The organism is Nocardioides sp. Z50_6 (genome assembly GCF_058215755.1).
The window spans coordinates 52,732-72,661 of record NZ_JBZAJB010000003.1; the positions used below are offsets into that span (position 1 = coordinate 52,732).

Annotated in this window: 18 protein-coding genes; 11 read left to right on the forward strand and 7 right to left on the reverse strand. The window is 71.9% G+C overall.

Annotated elements, in window-relative coordinates; translation table 11 throughout:
* Positions 1–22 precede the first annotated feature (22 nt).
* Positions 23–886, forward strand: coding sequence for a bifunctional methylenetetrahydrofolate dehydrogenase/methenyltetrahydrofolate cyclohydrolase (locus tag AC4BGE_RS09280; RefSeq protein WP_490575103.1), 864 nt, complete (start codon positions 23–25; stop codon positions 884–886).
* Complete coding sequence (locus tag AC4BGE_RS09285; protein WP_490569334.1) at positions 883–1,263, forward strand: DUF3017 domain-containing protein; 381 nt, start codon at positions 883–885, stop codon at positions 1,261–1,263. The genes AC4BGE_RS09280 and AC4BGE_RS09285 overlap by 4 nt, the downstream gene beginning before the upstream one ends.
* Positions 1,264–1,320: 57 nt before the next feature.
* On the opposite strand, the gene AC4BGE_RS09290 is transcribed toward AC4BGE_RS09285, so the two are convergent.
* Positions 1,321–2,313, reverse strand: a complete 993-nt coding sequence (locus AC4BGE_RS09290) for a malate dehydrogenase (RefSeq protein WP_490569333.1) — start codon at positions 2,311–2,313, stop codon at positions 1,321–1,323.
* 106 nt (positions 2,314–2,419) lie between these two features.
* On the opposite strand from AC4BGE_RS09290, the gene AC4BGE_RS09295 reads away from it, so the two are divergent.
* Complete coding sequence (locus AC4BGE_RS09295; protein ID WP_490569332.1) at positions 2,420–3,160, forward strand: hypothetical protein; 741 nt, start codon at positions 2,420–2,422, stop codon at positions 3,158–3,160.
* A 4-nt stretch (positions 3,161–3,164) separates the two neighbouring features.
* Here the strand turns inward: AC4BGE_RS09295 and AC4BGE_RS09300 are convergent, their stop codons facing one another.
* A complete protein-coding gene (locus AC4BGE_RS09300; protein WP_490575104.1) occupies positions 3,165–4,262 on the reverse strand; it encodes an aquaporin in 1,098 nt (365 codons plus the stop codon).
* A gap of 142 nt (positions 4,263–4,404) precedes the next feature.
* Between AC4BGE_RS09300 and AC4BGE_RS09305 the strand changes: the two genes are divergently transcribed.
* Genes AC4BGE_RS09305 through AC4BGE_RS09315 form a run of 3 tightly spaced genes read left to right on the forward strand, consistent with a single transcriptional unit; the run spans position 4,405 to position 8,565 of the window.
* On the forward strand, positions 4,405–6,618 hold the full coding sequence (locus AC4BGE_RS09305) for an NADP-dependent isocitrate dehydrogenase (RefSeq protein WP_490575105.1): 2,214 nt from the start codon (positions 4,405–4,407) through the stop codon (positions 6,616–6,618).
* On the forward strand, positions 6,618–7,376 hold the full coding sequence (locus AC4BGE_RS09310; protein ID WP_490569329.1) for a DUF6498-containing protein: 759 nt from the start codon (positions 6,618–6,620) through the stop codon (positions 7,374–7,376). Before AC4BGE_RS09305 ends, AC4BGE_RS09310 begins: the two co-directional genes overlap by 1 nt.
* Positions 7,357–8,565 (forward strand): MFS transporter, encoded by a 1,209-nt coding sequence (locus tag AC4BGE_RS09315; protein ID WP_490575106.1) that lies wholly within the window; start codon positions 7,357–7,359, stop codon positions 8,563–8,565. Before AC4BGE_RS09310 ends, AC4BGE_RS09315 begins: the two co-directional genes overlap by 20 nt.
* Here AC4BGE_RS09315 and AC4BGE_RS09320 read toward each other — a convergent pair.
* Complete coding sequence (locus AC4BGE_RS09320; RefSeq protein ID WP_490575107.1) at positions 8,466–9,215, reverse strand: hypothetical protein; 750 nt, start codon at positions 9,213–9,215, stop codon at positions 8,466–8,468. The two genes, AC4BGE_RS09315 and AC4BGE_RS09320, sit on opposite strands and share 100 nt — an antisense overlap.
* Positions 9,212–9,565: a hypothetical protein gene (locus AC4BGE_RS09325; RefSeq protein ID WP_490569326.1), complete on the reverse strand. Its 354-nt coding sequence runs from the start codon at positions 9,563–9,565 to the stop codon at positions 9,212–9,214. The genes AC4BGE_RS09320 and AC4BGE_RS09325 overlap by 4 nt, the downstream gene beginning before the upstream one ends.
* 87 nt (positions 9,566–9,652) lie before the next feature.
* Between AC4BGE_RS09325 and trpS the strand changes: the two genes are divergently transcribed.
* Together trpS and AC4BGE_RS09335 are read left to right on the forward strand one after the other, a co-directional pair.
* The gene (gene trpS / locus AC4BGE_RS09330; RefSeq protein WP_490569325.1) at positions 9,653–10,684 is read left to right on the forward strand and encodes a tryptophan--tRNA ligase; all 1,032 of its coding nucleotides are present in this window, start codon (positions 9,653–9,655) and stop codon (positions 10,682–10,684) included.
* A 10-nt stretch (positions 10,685–10,694) separates the two neighbouring features.
* Positions 10,695–11,210 (forward strand): 2'-5' RNA ligase family protein, encoded by a 516-nt coding sequence (locus tag AC4BGE_RS09335; RefSeq protein ID WP_490569324.1) that lies wholly within the window; start codon positions 10,695–10,697, stop codon positions 11,208–11,210.
* Positions 11,211–11,272: 62 nt separating this feature from the next.
* On the opposite strand, the gene AC4BGE_RS09340 is transcribed toward AC4BGE_RS09335, so the two are convergent.
* From AC4BGE_RS09340 to AC4BGE_RS09350, 3 genes are read right to left on the reverse strand one after another with little or no spacing between them, the layout of a single operon-like run.
* Positions 11,273–12,016, reverse strand: coding sequence for a succinate dehydrogenase/fumarate reductase iron-sulfur subunit (locus tag AC4BGE_RS09340; RefSeq protein WP_490569323.1), 744 nt, complete (start codon positions 12,014–12,016; stop codon positions 11,273–11,275).
* A 2-nt stretch (positions 12,017–12,018) separates the two neighbouring features.
* Positions 12,019–14,061 carry a fumarate reductase/succinate dehydrogenase flavoprotein subunit gene (locus AC4BGE_RS09345; protein ID WP_490569322.1) on the reverse strand — a complete coding sequence of 681 codons (2,043 nt, stop codon included), beginning with the start codon at positions 14,059–14,061 and terminating at the stop codon, positions 12,019–12,021.
* 15 nt (positions 14,062–14,076) lie between these two features.
* A complete protein-coding gene (locus AC4BGE_RS09350; RefSeq protein ID WP_490569321.1) occupies positions 14,077–14,796 on the reverse strand; it encodes a succinate dehydrogenase cytochrome b subunit in 720 nt (239 codons plus the stop codon).
* A gap of 179 nt (positions 14,797–14,975) precedes the next feature.
* Here AC4BGE_RS09350 and AC4BGE_RS09355 point away from each other — a divergent pair, with 179 nt between their 5' ends.
* Genes AC4BGE_RS09355 through meaB form a run of 3 tightly spaced genes read left to right on the forward strand, consistent with a single transcriptional unit; the run spans position 14,976 to position 19,914 of the window.
* Positions 14,976–16,751 (forward strand): methylmalonyl-CoA mutase family protein, encoded by a 1,776-nt coding sequence (locus AC4BGE_RS09355; protein ID WP_490575108.1) that lies wholly within the window; start codon positions 14,976–14,978, stop codon positions 16,749–16,751.
* On the forward strand, positions 16,748–18,922 hold the full coding sequence (scpA, locus tag AC4BGE_RS09360; RefSeq protein ID WP_490575109.1) for a methylmalonyl-CoA mutase: 2,175 nt from the start codon (positions 16,748–16,750) through the stop codon (positions 18,920–18,922). Before AC4BGE_RS09355 ends, scpA begins: the two co-directional genes overlap by 4 nt.
* Entirely contained in the window at positions 18,919–19,914 is a 996-nt protein-coding gene (gene meaB / locus AC4BGE_RS09365; RefSeq protein WP_490569318.1) for a methylmalonyl Co-A mutase-associated GTPase MeaB, read from the forward strand. The genes scpA and meaB overlap by 4 nt, the downstream gene beginning before the upstream one ends.
* Positions 19,915–19,930: the final 16 nt, after the last annotated feature.

Consider the following 19,930-nt stretch of genomic DNA (forward strand, 5'->3'; position numbering starts at 1 on the left):
CGGGGCTCCTAGACTGCCTCACGTGACTGCACTCAGGCTCGACGGCACGGCGACCGCAGCGGCGATCAAGCAGGAGCTCACGGTGCGGGTCGCCGCGCTCAAGGAGCGCGGCATCCACCCGGGCCTCGGCACGGTCCTGGTCGGCGACGACCCCGGCTCGCGGTGGTACGTCAACGGCAAGCACAAGGACTGCGCCGAGGTCGGGATCGAGTCGATCCGCGTCGACCTGCCCGAGACCGCCTCCCAGGAGGAGATCGAGGAGGCCGTCCGGGGGCTCAACGCCGACCCGGCCTGCACCGGCTACATCGTCCAGCTGCCCCTGCCGCGGGGCCGCGACGAGAACCGGGTGCTCGGCCTCATCGACCCCGCCAAGGACGCCGACGGCCTGCACCCCACCAACCTCGGCTGGCTGGTCCTGGGCCACGAGGCGCCGCTGCCGTGCACGCCGTTCGGGATCGTGGAGCTGCTGCGCCGCCACGACGTGCCGATCGCGGGCGCCGAGGTCGTGGTGGTGGGGCGCGGCGTGACCGTGGGCCGGCCGCTGGGGCTGCTCCTCACCCGCCGCTCCGAGAACGCGACCGTCACCCTGTGCCACACCGGCACGGTCGACCTGGCCGCGCACGTGCGCCGGGCCGACATCGTGGTGGCGGCCGCCGGCGTCCCGGGGATCATCACCGCCGACATGGTCAAGCCGGGTGCGGCGGTGCTCGACGTCGGGGTCTCCCGGGTCGACGGCCGGCTCGCCGGCGACGTGGCGCCCGAGGTGTGGGACGTCGCCGGCTGGGTCTCGCCCAACCCCGGGGGAGTGGGCCCGATGACCCGCGCCATGCTGCTGTCCAACATCGTGACCCTCGCCGAGCAGCAGGCGGCGGAGCGCTCGCAGTGAGCGACGGCGAGATCGTGCCGCCCGAGGACGTCCCCCCGGTCTCGGCGGAGTCGCTGGTCGACGGCGAGGTGCGCGAGCCCGAGGAGCACGAGCCGGGGGAGCGGACCTACCCCTCGACCATCGGTGGCGCCTTCTACCTGCTCTTCCTGGGGATCACCGCCGGTGCCCTGGTGGTCGTGGTCCTCGGGTCCTGGCGGACCGGGATCCGGATCTTCGGCGGGGTCCTCCTGGTGGCCGCCGTCGTCCGGGTGCTGCTCGGCAGCCGCGACGCCGGGATGCTGGCGGTGCGGAGCAAGGCCGTGGACGCCGGCCTGCTCTCTGCGGTGGGCCTGGCCCTGGTGGTCCTCGCCAGCTCCATCCCGGACCAGCCGGACTAAAGGGACGACGACGGCGCCGACCCGGTGGGTCGACGCCGTCGTGCGGGGGAGCGTGGCTCAGATCAGGCCGAGCTCGGTGACCGCCTTGCGCTCGTCCTCGAGCTCGGCGACCGAGGCGTCGATCCGGGCGCGGGAGAAGTCGTTGACCTCCAGGCCCTGGACGATCTCCCAGTTGCCGTCCTTGGTGGTGACCGGGAACGACGAGATGAGACCCTCGGGCACGCCGTAGGAGCCGTCGGAGGCGACGGCCATGGAGACCCAGTCACCCTCGGGGCTGCCGAGCAGCCAGTCGCGGGCGGCGTCGATGGTGGCCGACGCGGCGGAGGCGGCCGACGACGAGCCCCGGGCCTCGATGATCGCCGCACCACGCTTGGCGACGGTGGGGATGAAGGTGTTCTCCAGCCAGTCCTGGTCGTCCACCGCGGCGGCGGCGTTCTGGCCGTTGACCTCGGCGTTGAAGAGGTCCGGGTACTGGGTGGCCGAGTGGTTGCCCCAGATGGTCATCTTCTTGATGTCGGTGACCTTCGCGCCGGTCCGGGCCGCGAGCTGGGAGATGGCCCGGTTGTGGTCCAGCCGGGTCAGGGCCGAGAAGCGGTCGTTGGGGATGTCGGGCGCGTTGGTCGCGGCGATCAGCGCGTTGGTGTTGGCGGGGTTGCCGGTGACGCCGATGCGCACGTCGTCCGCGGCGACCTTGTTGAGCGCCTTGCCCTGGGCGGTGAAGATCGCGCCGTTGGCCGACAGCAGGTCGCCACGCTCCATGCCGGGCCCACGGGGCCGGGCGCCGACGAGCAGGGCGAGGTTGACGCCGTCGAAGATCTTCTCGGGGTCGGCACCGATCTCGACGCCGGCCAGCGTCGGGAAGGCGCAGTCGTCGAGCTCCATGACGACGCCCTCGAGCGCCTTGAGCGCGGGCTCGATCTCGAGGAGCTGCAGCTGGATCGGGCGGTCGGCGCCGAGCAGGGAGCCGCTGGCGAGACGGAAGAGGAGGCTGTAGCCGATCTGACCGGCGGCACCGGTCACGGCCACCTTGAGCGGGGCGCTGGTTGACACGAGGACTCCTGGAGTGGTGACTCGACGAAAAGGATGAGCGACTCGACTCTAGTCCCGGGCATGCGCCGGGCGGGCGCGGGGTCGCACGCTGGCATCATGGCTCCCCATGACCGACTCACCCACACCCGGCCGGGTGCTGAGCGCGGGGGGCCGGCGGCGCGGCGTCGTGGCCGCGGTGCTGCTGGCCTGCCTGGGCGCCGGCTGCGGTGCCGCGCCCCCGCAGAGCCCGCCCTCGGGCGTCGACGAGCTGGTGGTCCCGACGCCGTCGCCGGACCCCGCGGACTTCGTCGCCGGGATCGACAACCCCTGGCTGCCGCTGCGGGCCGGTGCGGTCTGGACCCGCGAGCTGGACACCGCGTCGGGGGCCGTCACCGAGACCACCCGGGTGCTGCCGCAGTCGCGGACCGTGGCCGGCGTGGCCGCGACCCAGGTGCTCACCGAGCGCGAGGGGCCCGAGGACGACGCGGGTGTGGCGACGCGGGAGGTCGCGTGGTTCGCCCAGGACCTCCGCGGCAACGTCTGGGCGATGGGGGTGCAGGGCGAGTGGGAGGCCGGCACCGACGGCGCGCAGGCCGGACTGGCGATGCCGGCCGCCCCGCGTCGCGGTGACGGGTTCGCCCGCTGGGCGCTGGACGGCGAGCCCAGGGGGGTGGTCCAGGTGGGGGAGCGCGAGGTCTCCGCCACCGTGCCGGCCGGGCGGTTCGCCGACCTGCTCGAGACGACCCTGACCGCGCCGGACGGGACGGAGTGGACCGCCTACCACGCCGAGGGCGTCGGCGAGGTGCTGCGCGAGCGCCTCGCCGGCACCGAGCGTGCCGAGCTGGTCGACTACCGCCCGGGCGGCTGAGGGGTCAGCCGCCGGGACGGATCTGGGTGCGACCGTCCTCCTCGTCGGGGGGCGGGGCTCCCCATCCCTGCTGCTGGGGCGGAGCACCCCACTGGCCGCCCGGCGCGGGAGGCTGGCCCTGCTCCGGCGGGTAGGGCTGGCGGGTCTGGGTGGGAGCCGCCTGGCCCCAGGACGGGTCCTGGGGCGCGCCCCACTGGCCGCTCTGGGGCTGCTGGCCCGGAGGTGCCTGCGGTGCCTGCGGGGGCGCGCCCCACTGGCCGGGCTGGGGCTGCGGCTGGCCGGGGTGCGGCTGGCCGGCGACGCCCGCCCAGGGTGCGCCGGGGGCCGGCTGGCCGTAGCCGGGGGGCTGCTGGCCCGCCGGGGCCTTGGGGCCGGAGAGGTGCAGCCCGGAGCCGGGGACCGGAGGGGCGCCCTGGCCGAAGAGCAGCGGGTAGGTGGCCCCGGCGAGCGCGGCGCCGAGCAGCGGGGCGAGCACGAAGACCCACAGCTGGGCCATCGCGTCGGTGTCGGTGAAGAGCGCGACGCCGATGGACCGGGCCGGGTTGACCGAGGTGCCGGTGGCCGACATGGAGGCGAAGTGGATGGCGGCCAGCGCCAGGCCGATGGCGATCGGCGCCAGGGCGGCGAGGGTGGAGTTGCGGGCGTCGGTGACCCCGAGGACCACGAAGACGAAGATCATCGTCATCAGCAGCTCGAGGAGGAGTGCGGCCCACCAGGCGTAGTTGCCCCGGCTCTCGTCGCCGAAGACGTTCTGGCCCAGCGAGTCGCCGGTCGAGAAGACCTCGAAGCCGTGCATCAGGCCGAAGAGGCAGGCGCCCGCGAGGATGGCGCCGAGCAGCTGGGCGGCCATGTAGCCCGGGGCGAGGCGCCAGGCGAGGCGGCCGCCCAGGGCGGCGCCGAGGGTGACCGCGGGGTTGAAGTGACCGCCGGAGATCCGGCCGAAGGCGGCGATCATGACCAGGACGGCGAGGCCGAAGGCCAGGCCCGTCGCCACGAAGTCACCGCTCATCGCGGCTGTACCGCACCCGAACAGCACCAGGACGAAGGTCCCGAGCACCTCGGCTGCCAGCTTCTGTGCGGTGGTCGGCGAATCCTGCTGCATGGGCGCCGTCTCGGGCGCAGTTCCCCCAGTCATGGGGCCTAGCCTCCCATGTCCACGGGTGCGAGGCTAGAGATACCCCTCCGTCGGGTATCTTGACGTCAAGCAATCCATCCGGACAGTTCCGACAAGGAGTCGCTGCCACATGGCAAAGATCATCTACACCCTCACCGACGAGGCGCCGCTCCTGGCGACGTACTCCTTCCTCCCGATCGTCTCGGCCTACGCCAGGACCGCGGGTGTGGAGGTGGAGACGCGCGACATCTCGCTCGCCGGCCGGATCCTGGCCCAGTTCCCCGAGCGGCTGACCGCCGAGCAGCGGGTCCACGACGCGCTCGCCGAGCTGGGCGAGCTGGCCACCCGGCCCGAGGCCAACATCATCAAGCTGCCCAACATCTCGGCCTCGATCCCGCAGCTCAAGGCGGCGGTCAAGGAGCTGCGCGAGCAGGGCTTCGACCTGCCCGACTACCCCGAGAACCCGCAGACCGACGAGGAGCGCGAGGTCCGCGCCAAGTACGACCGGGTCAAGGGCTCGGCCGTCAACCCGGTCCTGCGCGAGGGCAACTCCGACCGCCGTGCGCCGGCGTCGGTGAAGAACTACGCCAAGGCGCACCCGCACCGCATGGGTGCCTGGTCGAGCGACTCCAAGACCAACGTGGCCACGATGGGCAAGGACGACTTCCGCGACAACGAGAAGTCCGTCGTGCTGCCCGCCGAGGACACGCTCAAGATCCAGCTCGTCGCCGCCGACGGCAGCACCACGGTGCTCAAGGAGTCGGTCCCGGTCCTCGCGGGCGAGGTCGTGGACGGCACCTTCATGAGCGTCTCGGCGCTGCGCAGCTTCCTGGCCGACCAGGTGGCCCGGGCCGAGAAGGAGGGCGTCCTCTTCTCCGCCCACCTCAAGGCGACGATGATGAAGGTCTCGGACCCCATCATCTTCGGCCACGTGGTCGAGGTCTTCTTCGCCGACGTCTTCGAGAAGTACGGCGAGCAGCTCGCCGCCGCGGGCCTCTCGGCCAACGACGGGCTCGGCGGCATCCTCTCCGGGCTCGACGCCGTCGAGGGCGGTGCCGAGATCAAGGCCGCCTTCGAGCAGGCCATCGCCGCGGGTCCCGACCTGGCGATGGTCGACTCCGACAAGGGGATCACCAACCTGCACGTGCCCTCCGACGTGATCATCGACGCCTCGATGCCGGCGATGATCCGCACCTCGGGTCACATGTGGAACGCCGCGGGGGAGGAGCAGGACACCCTCGCGGTGATCCCGGACTCCTCCTACGCCGGGGTCTACCAGACCGTCATCGACGACTGCCGGGCCCACGGCGCCTTCGACCCGGCCACCATGGGCTCGGTGCCCAACGTCGGCCTGATGGCCAAGGCGGCCGAGGAGTACGGCTCCCACGACAAGACCTTCGAGGTGCCCGCCGACGGCACGGTGCAGGTGGTCAGCTCGACCGGCGAGGTGCTGATGGAGCACCAGGTCGCGGCGGGCGACATCTGGCGCGCCTGCCAGACCAAGGACGACCCGATCCGCGACTGGGTCAAGCTGGCCGTGACCCGCGCCCGGGCGACCGGTTCCCCGGCGGTCTTCTGGCTGGACGCCGAGCGTGCGCACGACGCCAACCTGATCGCCAAGGTCGAGGAGTACCTGACCGACCACGACACCGAGGGCCTGACCATCGAGATCATGGCGCCCGCCGAGGCGACGGCGTACTCGCTGGAGCGGATCCGTCGCGGCGAGGACACCATCTCGGTGACCGGCAACGTGCTGCGCGACTACAACACCGACCTCTTCCCGATCCTGGAGCTGGGCACCAGCGCCAAGATGCTCTCCGTCGTCCCGCTGATGAACGGTGGCGGCCTCTTCGAGACCGGCGCCGGCGGCTCCGCGCCGAAGCACGTGCAGCAGCTGGTCAAGGAGAACTACCTGCGCTGGGACAGCCTGGGCGAGTTCTTCGCGCTGGCCGCCAGCTTCGAGCACCTCGCGCAGAGCACCGACAACGCGCGGGCCCAGATCCTGGCCGACACCCTGGACCGCGCGACCGGGACCTTCCTCAACGAGGACCGCTCCCCGGGGCGCAAGCTCGGCACGATCGACAACCGCGGGTCGCACTTCTACCTCGCCCTCTACTGGGCCGAGGAGCTGGCCGGGCAGACCGAGGACGCGGAGCTGGCGGCGGCGTTCGCCTCGCTGGCCTCCTCGCTGCGCGAGAGCGAGTCGGCCATCGTCGACGAGCTCAACGCGGTGCAGGGGGCGCCGGCCGACATCGGCGGCTACTTCCGCCCCGACGAGGAGAAGGTCACCGCGGTGATGCGTCCCTCGCGAACCCTCAACGAGGCGATCGCCTCCCTCGGCTGATGAGCCAGCGCCCGGACCGCCGCGGCGCCGCCGACCTCGTGTCGGCGGCGCCGCTGCTCTCCGCCTTCGCCCTGGTCGCGGTCAACCTGCTGCCGGTCGCGGCGGTGCTGGCCGGGTGGATGACGATGGGCGACGTCTTCGTCGTCTACTGGCTGGAGAACCTCGCCGTCTGGGCGGTGGGCGTGGTCAAGATCGCCAGCGCCCGCGGCGCCGAGCCAGCCGGCTCGAGCCTGAGGATCAACGACCGCCCCGCCCACCTGATGCCCCGCGGCATGCTCGCCGGGTTCTTCTCCTTCCACTTCGGGATCTTCACCCTGGTCCACGGCTTCTTCGCCTTCGGCCTGGCGTTCGCCGCCGCGGGGGAGCTCAACGGCAGGTACTGGCTGCTGACCGGCCTCGCCTTCCTGCTCAGCCACGTGGTCTCGCTGGCGGTCAACTGGTTCGGCGAGGACGAGCGCTCGCAGCTCTCGCCCAGCCAGGCGATGTGGCAGCCCTATCCGCGGATGCTGGTGCTCCACTTCTCGATCATCGTGGGCTTCCTGCTGATGGTCCGCGACCAGGTCGAGGGACCCGGGCCGCTGGGGACGACCAGCCTGCTGGCACCGGTGCTCCTCCTCTGCGGTCTCAAGACCGTCCTCGACCTCGGGTTCCACCTCCGGGAGAGGCGCCGGGCGCGCGCGGTGGAGGATCCGTCCCCCGAGATCGGAATAGCCGGCGGCGGCGTGGTGCTGCACCCTCGTGGCGCAGACGACGACTGAACGAGCTCCGGAAGGGCGCGCGGCCGCCAGGCACGCCGGCCTCGCGATCCCCGCCCTGGCGATGGGCGGTTTCGCCATCGGCACCACCGAGTTCGTCTCGATGGGCCTGCTGCCGCAGATGGCCCGCGGCGTCGGGGCGAGCATCCCCTCGACCGGCCACGCCATCTCCGCCTACGCCCTGGGCGTGGTGGTGGGCGCGCCCGTGGTGGCCTTCCTGGGGTCCGGCTGGCCGCGCCGTGCCCTGCTCGTGGGCCTGATGGTCCTCTTCGCCGTGGGCAACGTGGCGACCGCCCTCGTCTCCTCCTACGACGCCCTGCTCGTCGCGCGCTTCGTCTCCGGGCTGCCCCACGGCGCCTTCTTCGGGGTCGCCTCGCTGGTGGCCGCCGGGCTGGCCAGCCCGGGCCGCCGGGGCCGGGCGGTGGCGATGGTGATGCTGGGTCTCTCGGTCGCCAACCTGCTCGGCGTGCCTGCCGCAACCTGGCTGGGCCAGACGGCCGGCTACCGGGCGGCGTACTGGCTGGTCTCCGGGATGGGTCTGCTCACCCTGGCCCTGGTGCTCGCCTTCGTGCCCTCCCAGCCCGGCGACGCCGACGCGCACTGGCGCCGCGAGCTCAGCGCCCTGGCCAAGCCCCAGGTGCTCCTGACGGTGCTCGCCGGGGCGGTCGGCTTCGGGGGGATGTTCGCGGTCTACACCTACATCGTCCCGACGCTGACCGAGGTGGGCGGGCTCTCCGAGTCCGTGGCGCCGGTCTTCCTGCTGGCCTTCGGGCTGGGCATGGTCGTCGGCACCTGGCTGGCCGGCGAGCTCGCCGCCTGGTCGGTCTTCCGCTCGCTCTTCATCGGCGGCGGCGGTCAGGGCCTGCTGCTGCTCGCCTTCTCCGTGCTGGCGCCCACCGGCTGGTGGACCCTGCCGATCGTCTTCGGGATCACCGCCACCGGGTCGATCCTGGTGGTCAACCTGCAGCTGCGCCTGATGGAGGTCGCCGGCGACGCGGAGACGATCGGCGCGACGATGAACCACGTCGCCCTCAACGTCGCCAACGCGCTGGGCGCCTGGCTCGGCGGGCTGGTCATCGCGGCCGGCTGGGGCTACCGGGCGCCCGGGCTCGTGGGCTTCGGGCTCTCCGTGCTGGGGCTGGGCGTGCTGGGACTCTCCGCCCGGCTCCACCTCCAGCGGGTCGACAGGTAGGCGCGCCGGGCCGCCATCGTCACCTCGTTGACCGTCTTGAAGAGCACGAAGACGGCGGTGCCGAGGACCTCGGGCGCCACGCCGCTGTCCACGATGGCCCGGTTGACGCCGAGCGCGAGCCCGGAGAGCGGGAACTCCCCCAGGGGCGCGGGCTGCCATCCCGCCTGGTGCAGCACCGAGAGGTCCTCCATGTAGGGGACGGCGATCGCCGAGCCGACGAAGACGACGCACAGGTGCCAGCTGTAGGTCCCGACCCAGCCCTGCTCGGTGGGTCCGGCCTGCCGCTCGGCGGTGCGCAGGCCGACCACGAAGAGGAGCACCGTCGCGATCAGGACCGCCCCGGTGGACGCGCCCCAGGTGACGGCGGTCAGCGGCGCCCCGGCGAAGAGCACCAGGCCCAGGGCGAAGAGGGCGCGGCCGCGCAGCGTCGCGAACCTCCCCTCGCGGGCGCGGGTGGAGAGGGTGACCAGCACGGCCTCCACGACGTAGCAGACGACCAGCAGCGGCAGGTCGAGCGAGCCCTGGACGACCAGGACGAGGGGCAGCAGGTTGGTCACCGCCAGCACCGCCACCGCCAGCCACGGGTGGGCGCGGGCCGGGTCCGGCCAGTCGCCGGGCGCCGACGGCTGGGTCAGGGAGGACGAGGTCATGGCAGCACCCGCGCCTCGACGACCCGCAGGGGGTCGCCGATCTCGTCCCCGCCCGCCTCGAACACGCACCGGATGCGCTGCGCCTCCCGGTCGTCGCGGCGCACCTCGAACTCGATGGTGTTGGGGCCGACGAAGCGGGACTCCTCACCGACGTCGTAGCCCCCGGCGCGCTCGTCGGACTCCAGCGCCCGGTCCGTGCAGCTCCACCGGGTGGAGCGGTCGAGTCCCTGGGCGGCATGGTCGACCCCGCCGGTGGCCCCCAGCAGGAGCAGCACCACCACGACGTCGAGGACCACCAGCGCGACGACCGGCAGCGCCGACGGCGGCAGGCTGCCTGCTCTCTTCCCCACCCGCGAGAGGATAGTGCGCAGTACGCGGCGCGGACGAACGGATCGGTGGCCGAGCCGGTTTCTGCGGGTCGGGCGTCGCCTGTGACAATGGCTGCCATGTCCGCTCCGACCGCCCGACCCCGCGTGCTCTCCGGCATCCAGCCCACCGCCGACTCCTTCCACTTCGGCAACTACCTCGGTGCGCTGCGGCAGTGGGTCGACCTGCAGGCCGAGTACGAGCCGTTCTTCTTCATCGCCGACCAGCACGCGATCACCGTCGAGCAGGACCCCAAGGTGCTCCGCGAGCGCACGCTGCGCGCGGGCGCCCAGCTGATCGCCGCCGGGATCGACCCGGAGCGGGCGGCGATCTTCGTGCAGAGCCAGGTGCCGGCGCACGCCCAGCTCGGCTGGGTCCTGCAGTGCCTGACCGGCTTCGGTGAGGCCCGTCGGATGACCCAGTTCAAGGACAAGTCCGCCAAGCAGGGCGAGGGAGCGGCCAGCGTGGGCCTGTTCACCTATCCCATCCTGATGGCCGCCGACATCCTGCTCTACCGTCCGCAGTACGTCCCGGTCGGCGAGGACCAGCGCCAGCACCTCGAGCTGACCCGCGACCTGGCCCAGCGGTTCAACCACCGCTACAAGAAGACCTTCCGGCTGCCGGAGCCGTTCATCCTCAAGGAGACGGCGAGGATCGCCGACCTCCAGGACCCGACGGCCAAGATGTCGAAGTCGGCCTCGTCGCCCAACGGCATCATCGAGATGCTCGACCCCCCGTCGGTGAGTGCGAAGAAGATCCGTTCGGCGGTCACCGACTCGGGCAGCGAGATCCGCTTCGACACCGAGGAGAAGCCCGGGGTGAGCAACCTGCTCACCATCCACTCCGCACTCTCGGGCACCAGTGTCGAGGAGTTGGAGGAGCGCTTCGCCGGTCGCGGCTACGGTGACCTCAAGAAGGAGGTGGCCGAGGTGGTGGTGGAGTTCGTGACGCCCTTCCGGGAGCGCACCCTAGAGCTGCTCGAGGACAGGGCACACCTCGACGAGGTGCTGGCCCTGGGCGCGGAGAAGGCCTCGGCGGTGGCCGAGGCGACGCTGCGCGACGTCTACGAGCGCGTGGGCTTCGTCGCGCCGGCCGGCCGTTAGAGGCGCGCGCGTGCAGACCATCGGCGTGGCCATCGCCGTGCCGGAGCCCTGGGGCAAGCAGCTCCAGGACTACCGGTCCGCCCTGGGCGACGTGTCGGCCACGCTGATCCCCACCCACATCACCCTCATCCCGCCCACGGCGGTGGCGGGGGACCAGGCGATGGCCGAGGTGGAGCAGCACCTGCTCCGGGTGGCCTCGCGCCACCGCCCGTTCCCGATCCACCTGCGCGGCACCGGCACCTTCCGGCCGGTCTCCCCGGTGGTCTTCGTGACGGTCGCGCGCGGGATCTCCCAGTGCGAGGCGCTCGCCAAGGACGTGCGGACGACGCCGCTCGACGTCCGCCTGACCTTCCCCTACCACCCGCACGTCACCGTCGCCCACGAGGTGGACGACGAGCGCCTGGACCGCGCCTTCGCCGAGCTGGCCGACTTCGAGTGCCACTTCGAGGCCCGGGAGTTCCACCTCTATCACCACCACGAGGGGGAGGGGTGGATGCCCACCCGGTCATTCCCCCTCGGCGCCTGAGCCCCCGGACGCACGAACGGCCGGCCCCGAGGGGCCGGCCGTCCGCGTAGGTGCTCTGGTCTTCAGAGACCGTTCTTCATCGCCGTGCGCAGGTCCTTGTTGAGCTGCGAGATGACGTCGAGCGGGATCTCCTTGGGGCAGGCCGCGGTGCACTCACCGATGTTGGTGCACCCGCCGAAGCCCTCGTGGTCGTGCTGGCCGAGCATGTCGACCACGCGCGAGTTCCGCTCCGGCTGGCCCTGGGGGAGCTCGCCGAGGTGGGTGATCTTGGCGCCCAGGAAGAGCGAGGCCGAGCCGTTGGGGCAGGCGGCCACGCACGCGCCGCAGCTGATGCAGGTGGCCACGTTGAAGGCCCGCATCGCCTTGTCGCGGGGAGCCGGCACCGAGTTGGCCTCGGGGGCCGACCCGGTGTTGACCGAGATGAAGCCGCCGGACTGGATGATCCGGTCGAAGGCGCCACGGTCGACGACCAGGTCCTTGATGACCGGGAAGGCGTCCGAGCGCCACGGCTCGATAGTGATGGTGTCGCCGTCGGAGAAGGAGCGCATGTGGAGCTGGCAGGTGGTGGTGACCTCGGGGCCGTGCGCCTGGCCGTTGATCATCATGCCGCACATGCCGCAGATGCCCTCGCGACAGTCGGAGTCGAAGGCCACCGGCTCCTCGCCCCGCTCGTTGAGCTCCTCGTTGAGCTGGTCGAGCATCTCCAGGAAGCTCATGTCGGGGGAGATGTCGGAGACCTGGTAGGTGTGCATGGCGCCCTTGTCGGCACCGTCCGGCTGACGCCAGATCTTCAGGGTCAGGTTCATGCTCACTTGTAGCTCCGCTGCTTCATCTCGATGGCCGTGTAGATCAGGTCTTCCTTGTGCAGGACCGGCAGGCCCTCGTCGCCGCCCCACTCCCAGGCTGCCACGTAGGCGAACTCGTCGTCGTGGCGCAGCGCCTCGCCGTCCTCGGTCTGCGACTCGGCCCGGAAGTGACCGCCGCACGACTCGCGGCGGTTGAGGGCGTCGATGCACATGAGCTCGCCGAGCTCGATGAAGTCGGCCACCCGGCCGGCCTTCTCCAGGCTCTGGTTGAGGCTGTCGGCGGTGCCGAGCACCTTCAGGTTGCTCCAGAAGTCGGCCTTGAGCTCGCGGATCATGTCGATCGCCTTGCGCAGCCCCGCCTCGTTGCGCTCCATGCCGCAGTACTCCCACATGATGTTGCCCAGGGCCTTGTGGTAGCTGTCGGCGCTGCGGGTGCCGTTGATGGAGAGCAGCCGCTGAATCCGCTGCTCCACGTCCTGGCGCGCCGCGACCACGTCGGGGTGGTCCTCGGCGATCTTCTCGAAGGGGGCGTCCGCGAGGTAGTCGCGGATGGTGTTGGGCAGGACGAAGTAGCCGTCCGCCAGCCCCTGCATGAGCGCCGAGGCGCCCAGCCGGTTGGCCCCGTGGTCGGAGAAGTTGGCCTCACCGGTGACGAAGAGGCCCTCGATGTTGGACTGCAGGTGGTAGTCGACCCACAGGCCGCCCATCACGTAGTGCACCGCGGGGTAGATGCGCATCGGCACCTGGTAGGGGTTCTCCCCGGTGATCCGCTGGTACATGTCGAAGAGGTTGTCGTACTTCTCCCGGACGGCGTCCTCGCCCAGACGCTGGATCGCGTCGGCGAAGTCGAGGTAGACGCCCCGACGGACCATCCGCTCGTTGCCGTCCTTGTCCACCTCGCGCACGGCGGGCCCGACACCGCGGCCCTCGTCGCACATGTACTTGGCGGCGCGGGAGGCGATGTCGCGGGGGACCAGGTTGCCGAAGGCGGGGTAGATCCGCTCCAGGTAGTAGTCGCGGTCCTCCTCCGGGATGTCGCGCGGGTCCTTCTCGCAGTCCTCGACGTTCTTCGGGACCCAGATCCGGCCGTCGTTGCGCAGCGACTCCGACATCAGCGTGAGCTTGGACTGGTGGTCCCCGGAGACCGGGATGCAGGTCGGGTGGATCTGCGTGTAGCAGGGGTTGGCCATGTAGGCGCCCTTGCGGTGCGCCCGCCAGGTGGCGGTGACGTTGGAGCCCATCGCGTTGGTGGAGAGGTAGAAGACGTTGCCGTAGCCGCCGGAGGCGAGCACGACCGCGTCGGCCAGGTGGGTCTGGACCTCTCCGGTCACCAGGTCGCGGGCCACGATGCCGCGGGCCTTGCCGTCGACGATGACCAGCTCGAGCATCTCGTGACGGGTGAACTGCTCGACGGTGCCGGCGGCCACCTGCCGCTCCATCGCCTGGTAGGCGCCGATCAGCAGCTGCTGACCGGTCTGGCCGCGGGCGTAGAAGGTGCGCGAGACCTGGACGCCGCCGAAGGAGCGGTTGTCCAGCAGGCCGCCGTACTCCCGGGCGAACGGGACGCCCTGGGCCACGCACTGGTCGATGATGTTGGCGCTGACCTCGGCGAGCCGGTAGACGTTGTTCTCACGGGCGCGGTAGTCGCCGCCCTTGACGGTGTCGTAGAAGAGGCGGTGCGTGGAGTCGCCGTCCTCCTTGTAGTTCTTGGCCGCGTTGATGCCGCCCTGCGCGGCGATCGAGTGGGCCCGGCGCGGGGAGTCCTGGTAGCAGAAGGACTTCACGTGGTAGCCCGCCTCGCCCAGGGTGGCGGCGGCGGCGCCGCCGGCCAGCCCGGTGCCGACGATGATGACGCTCATCTTGCGGCGGTTGGCCGGGTTGACCAGGCGGTTCTCGAACTTGCGGTTGGTCCAGCGGTCCTTGATGGGTCCGGTGGGGGCGACCGGGTCGACGAGCTTGTCGCCGAGCGTGTAGTAGCCCCGGGCGTCGTCGGAGATCTGCACCGGTGGCTGGTTGAGCTGGGTGGTTCCGTCCAGGAGAGCCATGGGAGAGGGGGGTCCTTACTTGGAGACGATGCCGAGGAGCACCGAGATCGGGACGAGCGCGAAGCCGCCGGCGATGACGATCGCCACCACCCAGCCGGCCGCCTTGGCGCGGGCCCGGGAGCGGGCGGTGTTGGTGAAGCCCAGCGTCTGCATGGCGCTCCAGGTGCCGTGGTGCAGGTGCATGCCGAGGGCGACCATGGCCAGCAGGTAGATGCCGGTCATCCACCACAGCTCGAAGGACTCGACCAGCAGGTTGTAGGGGTCCGCGGTGCCGGTGCCGTCGGGGTTGGGGTTGATCTTCCCGATGGTGAAGTTGAGCAGGTGCCAGATGACGAAGAACAGGATCGTGATGCCGCCCCAGCGCATGGTGCGCGAGGAGAGCGAGGAGCCCAGGTTCTTCTTCATCACGTACTTGGTGGTCCGGGCCGCCTGGGCCCGGCGGGCCAGGACGGCGGCCGCGTAGACGTGCGCGATCAAGGCGACGATCAGCAGCACACGCATGATCCACAGCAGGCCGTTCTCCGGGAGCATCGGCTCCCCGAAGACCCGCAGGTGGTGCGCGTACTCGTTGAAGGCGTCGTGCCCCGAGAAGACCTTGAGGTTGCCGTACATGTGAAGGACCAGGTAGCCGATGAAGATGAGGCCGCTGACGGCCATGGTGATCTTCAGGGCGACGGTCGAGCGCGTGGAGCGTGACCCTTTGGCCAGGGTCCGCGTAGGAGTATGGGTTGCCACAAGAGGACAAACTACCGCGCCTCCCAGGCGCTGCGGACCACCGGCTCCGGGTCACGGTGTGAGATGCGTCCGGTTACTGACGGGTCACCCCCGCCCGGCTCCCGGGAGCGGGGCACCCGGGGTCCTGACATGCGACCAGGCGCACGGCGCGAGGAGGGGTCCGGCCTATCCTGCCCAGCATGACCTCACCCCACGAGCGACTCGCGCTCTCCTCCGAGGCCGACGCCGCCACCGCCGCGGACTGGGAGCGCGCCACCGCGGCCGTGCTCCGCAAGACCGGCCGGATGCGCGACGACGAGCCGGACGACCTGGTCTGGCAGAAGCTCGCGCGCACCACGCTGGACGGCATCGTCGTCGACCCCATCGGCAGCCCCGCCTCCCTCGAGGGCCTGACCACCTCGGGCCGGCCGGCCCGCGCCGGCGCCTGGGACGTCCGCACGCCGTTGGTCGGCGACGACGCCTCGGCGCTCAACGAGGCCGCCCTGGTCGACCTGGAGAACGGCGCCACCTCGCTGCTGCTGACCCTCGGCGACGCCGAGGTGGACCTCGAGGCCGCCCTGGCCGGCGTGCTGCTCGACCTCGCCCCGGTGGCCCTGGACCGGCCCACGCCGGCGCAGGCCGCCGCCCTGGCGGACCTGCTGGAGGCCTGGGACGGACCCGTCGCGGCCGGCGCCAACCTCTCCTTCGACCCGCAGACGCTCGACCTGTTCGGCGCCGGGGAGTCCGAGGAGGGCGTGGAGCCGATCGAGCACCTGGCCGCGCTGGCCCGCCGGGCCTGGCAGCTGGGGATCCTGGGTCTCGTCGTCGACGGCACCGCGCTCCACGACAAGGGAGCCGGCGACGTCCAGGAGCTCGGCTGGACGATGGCGGTCGGCGTCCACTACCTGCGCGTCCTGACCGAGGCCGGGATGCCGGTCGAGGAGGCGGCCCGGGTCATCGAGTTCCGCTACGCGGCCACCGACGAGCAGTTCCCGACGATCGCCAAGCTGCGCGCCGCCCGCCGGCTGTGGGCCAGGGTCCTGGAGGCCTCCGGCGCCGGTGACGTGCCGCAGGTCCAGCACGCGGTGACCAGCCGTCCGATGATGACGCGGTTCGACCCGTGGGTGAACATGCTCCGGACCACCGTCGCGGCCTTCGCCGCGGGCGTGGGTGGCGCGGACGTCGTCACCGTGCTGCCCTTCGACGAGCGGCTCGGGCGTCCCGACGCGTTCGGCCGGCGGATCGCGAGGAACACCTCCTCGCTGCTGATCGAGGAGTCGCACCTGGCCGTGGTCGCGGACCCGGCGGGCGGCTCCTACGCGGTGGAGAAGCTGACCGACGACCTGGCCGTCGCCGGCTGGGCCGAGCTCGGCCGGATCGAGTCGGCGGGCGGGGCCGCCTCCTTCGAGGCCCGCGAGGCCCTCGTCGAGCGCGTGGTCGCGACCTCGGCGCAACGGCAGGCGCAGGTCGCCGACCGCTCCTGGCCGATCACCGGCCTGTCGGAGTTCCCGAACCTGGCCGAGGTGCTGCCCACGCGGGAACCCGCGCCGGACCGGGGCGTGCGCCCCTACGGCAGCCTCTTCGAGGGGCTGCGCGACGAGCCGGCGCAACGTCCGGTCTTCCTGGCGACGATGGGCCCGATCGCGGCGCACACCGCACGGGCGACGTTCGCCACCAACCTGCTCGCCGCCGGCGGCGTCGCCGTGGAGGTGGCGGGACCGACCGACGGCGTCGAGTCGCTGCTCGCCGCCTACTCCGGCCAGCCGGTGGTCTGCCTGGCCGGCACCGACCGGGCGTACGCGGAGTGGGGTGCCGACGCGGTGGCCGCGTTGCGCGCCGCGGGCGCGTCCTACGTCGTGCTGGCCGGCAAGCCCGGCGAGAAGATCAACATCACCGAGGACACGGTGGACGACTCCGCCGCCATGGGCGTGGACGCGCTGTCGTTCCTGTCCCGGATCCGGGAGGCACTGGCATGACCATTCCGAGCAACTTCGCCGAGGTCGACCTGGCCGCCACCGGCGAGCGGGCCGAGACCCCGCGCACCGACGGGGACGGCTGGCTCAGCCCCGAGGGCGTCCAGGTGCTGCCCGTCTACGGCCCCGAGCACCTCGAGGGGCTCGACGCGCTGGACACCTGGCCCGGCCTGAGCCCGTTCCTGCGCGGTCCCTACCCGACCATGTACACCACCCAGCCGTGGACGGTGCGCCAGTACGCCGGCTTCTCCACCGCCGAGGAGTCCAACGCCTTCTACCGCCGCAACCTGGCGGCCGGCCAGAAGGGGCTCAGCGTCGCCTTCGACCTGGCGACCCACCGCGGCTACGACTCCGACCACCCGCGGGTGCGCGGGGACGTGGGCATGGCGGGCGTGGCGATCGACTCCATCTACGACACGCGCACGCTCTTCGACGGCATCCCGCTGGACAAGATGTCGGTGTCGATGACGATGAACGGCGCGGTGCTGCCGGTCCTGGCGCTCTACATCGTGGCGGCCGAGGAGCAGGGGGTGAAGCCGGAGCAGCTCACGGGGACCATCCAGAACGACATCCTCAAGGAGTTCATGGTCCGCAACACCTACATCTACCCGCCGCTGCCGAGCATGCGGATCATCAGCGACATCTTCGCCTTCACCTCCCAGCGGATGCCGCGGTTCAACTCGATCTCCATCTCCGGCTACCACATGCAGGAGGCCGGGGCGACCGCCGACCTGGAGCTGGCCTACACGCTGGCCGACGGGGTGGAGTACATCCGGGCCGGCCTCGACGCGGGGCTCGACATCGACCACTTCGCGCCGCGGCTCTCGTTCTTCTGGGCGATCGGGATGAACTTCTTCATGGAGGTCGCCAAGATGCGCGCCGCCCGCGCGCTGTGGGCCAGGCTGGTGCGCCAGTTCGACCCGAAGAACCCCAAGTCGCTCTCGCTGCGCACCCACAGCCAGACCAGCGGCTGGTCGCTGACCGCCCAGGACGTCTTCAACAACGTCCAGCGCACCGCGATCGAGGCGATGGCCGCGACCCAGGGGCACACCCAGTCGCTGCACACCAACGCCCTCGACGAGGCGATCGCGCTGCCCACGGACTTCTCCGCCCGGATCGCCCGCAACACCCAGCTGCTGCTCCAGCAGGAGTCGCGCACCACCGAGATCATCGACCCGTGGGGCGGCTCCTACTACGTGGAGAAGCTGACCCACGACCTCGCGGAGCGCGCGTGGGCGCACATCGTGGAGGCCGAGGCCGCCGGCGGCATGGCCAAGGCGATCGAGCAGGGGATCCCCAAGATGCGCATCGAGGAGGCGGCGGCGCGCACCCAGGCGCGGATCGACTCCGGGGCCCAGAAGGTCATCGGCGTCAACACCTTCCGCCTCGCCGACGAGGACCCGCTGGACGTGCTCCGGGTCGACAACGACGAGGTCTACCGCCAGCAGATCGCCAAGCTGGAGCGGCTGCGCGCGGAGCGGGACGACGACGAGGTCCGCCGGACCCTCGACGCGCTGACCGCCTCCGCCGAGCGCGGCACTGAGTCGACGGGAGGGGGCGGCGGCAGCCTGGAGGGCAACCTGCTCGCCCTCGCGGTCGACGCCGCCCGGGCCAAGGCCACCGTCGGGGAGATCTCGGACGCGCTGGAGAAGGTCTACGGCCGGCACCAGGCGGTGATCCGTACGATCAGCGGCGTGTACCGGGACGAGGCGAAGAGCGGACAGGACTCGCGGGTCGAGGAGGTGCTCGCCGCCACCGCGGAGTTCGAGGAGGAGGAGGGACGCCGTCCCCGCATCCTGGTGGCCAAGATGGGCCAGGACGGCCACGACCGGGGCCAGAAGGTGGTGGTCACCGCCTTCGCCGACCTCGGCTTCGACGTCGACGTGGGCCCCCTGTTCTCCACCCCGGAGGAGGTGGCCCAGCAGGCGGTCGACGCCGACGTGCACATCGTCGGGGTCTCCTCGCTCGCGGCCGGACACCTCACGCTGCTGCCCGCGCTGAAGAAGGCGCTCGCGGAGCTGGGGCGCCCCGACGTCATGGTCGTCATCGGCGGGGTCATCCCGCCCGACGACGTGGCGACGCTCAAGGAGATGGGTGCCGCCGAGGTCTTCCTCCCCGGCACCGTCCTCGCCGAGAGCGCGCTCGGCCTGCTGGCCAGGCTCCGCGAGCAGTGAGCCCGGCCCCGCCGGTCGACGTGGCCGAGCTGGTCGCCGGCGTCCGTGAGGGACGCCGCGCGGCCGTCTCGCGTGCCATCACGTTGGTGGAGTCGTCCCGGGCGGACCACCGCGCCGCTGCCCGCGAGCTGCTCGCCGAGCTGACCCCGGTCGCGGGCGTCGGCTCGCCTGCGGTGCGGGTGGGTATCTCCGGCGTCCCCGGGGTCGGCAAGTCCACCTTCATCGAGGCGCTGGGCACCCACCTCACCGGCGAGGGACGCCGAGTCGGGGTGCTGGCGGTGGACCCCTCCTCGGTGCGGACCGGCGGGTCGGTGCTGGGCGACAAGACCCGGATGGCCAGGCTGGCCGTGGACCCGCGGGCCTACATCCGGCCCTCGCCGTCCGCCGGGACCCTGGGGGGCGTGGCCCGGGCGACGAGCCAGGCGATGACGGTGCTCGAGGCCGCCGGCCACGACGTCGTGCTGGTGGAGACGGTCGGGGTCGGCCAGTCCGAGATCACCGTCTCGCGGATGGTCGACACCTTCCTCTTCCTCACCATCGCCCGCACCGGGGACCAGCTCCAGGGGATCAAGAAGGGCATCTTGGAGATCGCCGACGTGGTCGCGGTCAACAAGGCCGACGAGGACCGCGAGGGCGAGGCCCGGGTGGCGGCCCGCGAGCTGGCCGGGGCGCTGCGCCTGGTCCGGGGCCACCACGAGTGGGCGCCACCCGTGGTGACCTGCTCCGGACTCACCGGGACCGGCGTCGCCGACGTCTGGGCCCGGGTGCTCTCCCACCGCGAGCACCTCGCCGCCGAGGGCCTGGCCGCGAAGCGCGCCGGCCAGCAGCTGGAGTTCACCTGGGCCCTGGTGCTCGAGGAGCTCGAGCACCGGCTGCGGCGCTCGCCGGCGGTCGACGCGGTGCGCGAGGAGGTCCGGGCCGAGGTGCTGGCCGGTCGGATGGCCGCCCCGGAGGCGGCCGACCGTGTTCTCGCCGCCTACGACGAACGCTGAGCGACCCGGCTACTAC

What these genes read in the sequence shown, in the direction of transcription:
- AC4BGE_RS09295 (WP_490569332.1), top strand. Translation starts at nt 2,420, where the DNA reads ATGACCGACTCACCCACACCCGGCCGGGTGCTGAGCGCGGGGGGCCGG.
- AC4BGE_RS09300 (WP_490575104.1), bottom strand. Translation starts at nt 4,262, where the DNA reads ATGCAGCAGGATTCGCCGACCACCGCACAGAAGCTGGCAGCCGAGGTG.
- AC4BGE_RS09305 (WP_490575105.1), top strand. Translation starts at nt 4,405, where the DNA reads ATGGCAAAGATCATCTACACCCTCACCGACGAGGCGCCGCTCCTGGCG.
- AC4BGE_RS09310 (WP_490569329.1), top strand. Translation starts at nt 6,618, where the DNA reads ATGAGCCAGCGCCCGGACCGCCGCGGCGCCGCCGACCTCGTGTCGGCG.
- AC4BGE_RS09320 (WP_490575107.1), bottom strand. Translation starts at nt 9,215, where the DNA reads ATGACCTCGTCCTCCCTGACCCAGCCGTCGGCGCCCGGCGACTGGCCG.
- trpS (WP_490569325.1), top strand. Translation starts at nt 9,653, where the DNA reads ATGGCTGCCATGTCCGCTCCGACCGCCCGACCCCGCGTGCTCTCCGGC.
- AC4BGE_RS09340 (WP_490569323.1), bottom strand. Translation starts at nt 12,016, where the DNA reads ATGAACCTGACCCTGAAGATCTGGCGTCAGCCGGACGGTGCCGACAAG.
- AC4BGE_RS09345 (WP_490569322.1), bottom strand. Translation starts at nt 14,061, where the DNA reads ATGGCTCTCCTGGACGGAACCACCCAGCTCAACCAGCCACCGGTGCAG.
- AC4BGE_RS09355 (WP_490575108.1), top strand. Translation starts at nt 14,976, where the DNA reads ATGACCTCACCCCACGAGCGACTCGCGCTCTCCTCCGAGGCCGACGCC.
- scpA (WP_490575109.1), top strand. Translation starts at nt 16,748, where the DNA reads ATGACCATTCCGAGCAACTTCGCCGAGGTCGACCTGGCCGCCACCGGC.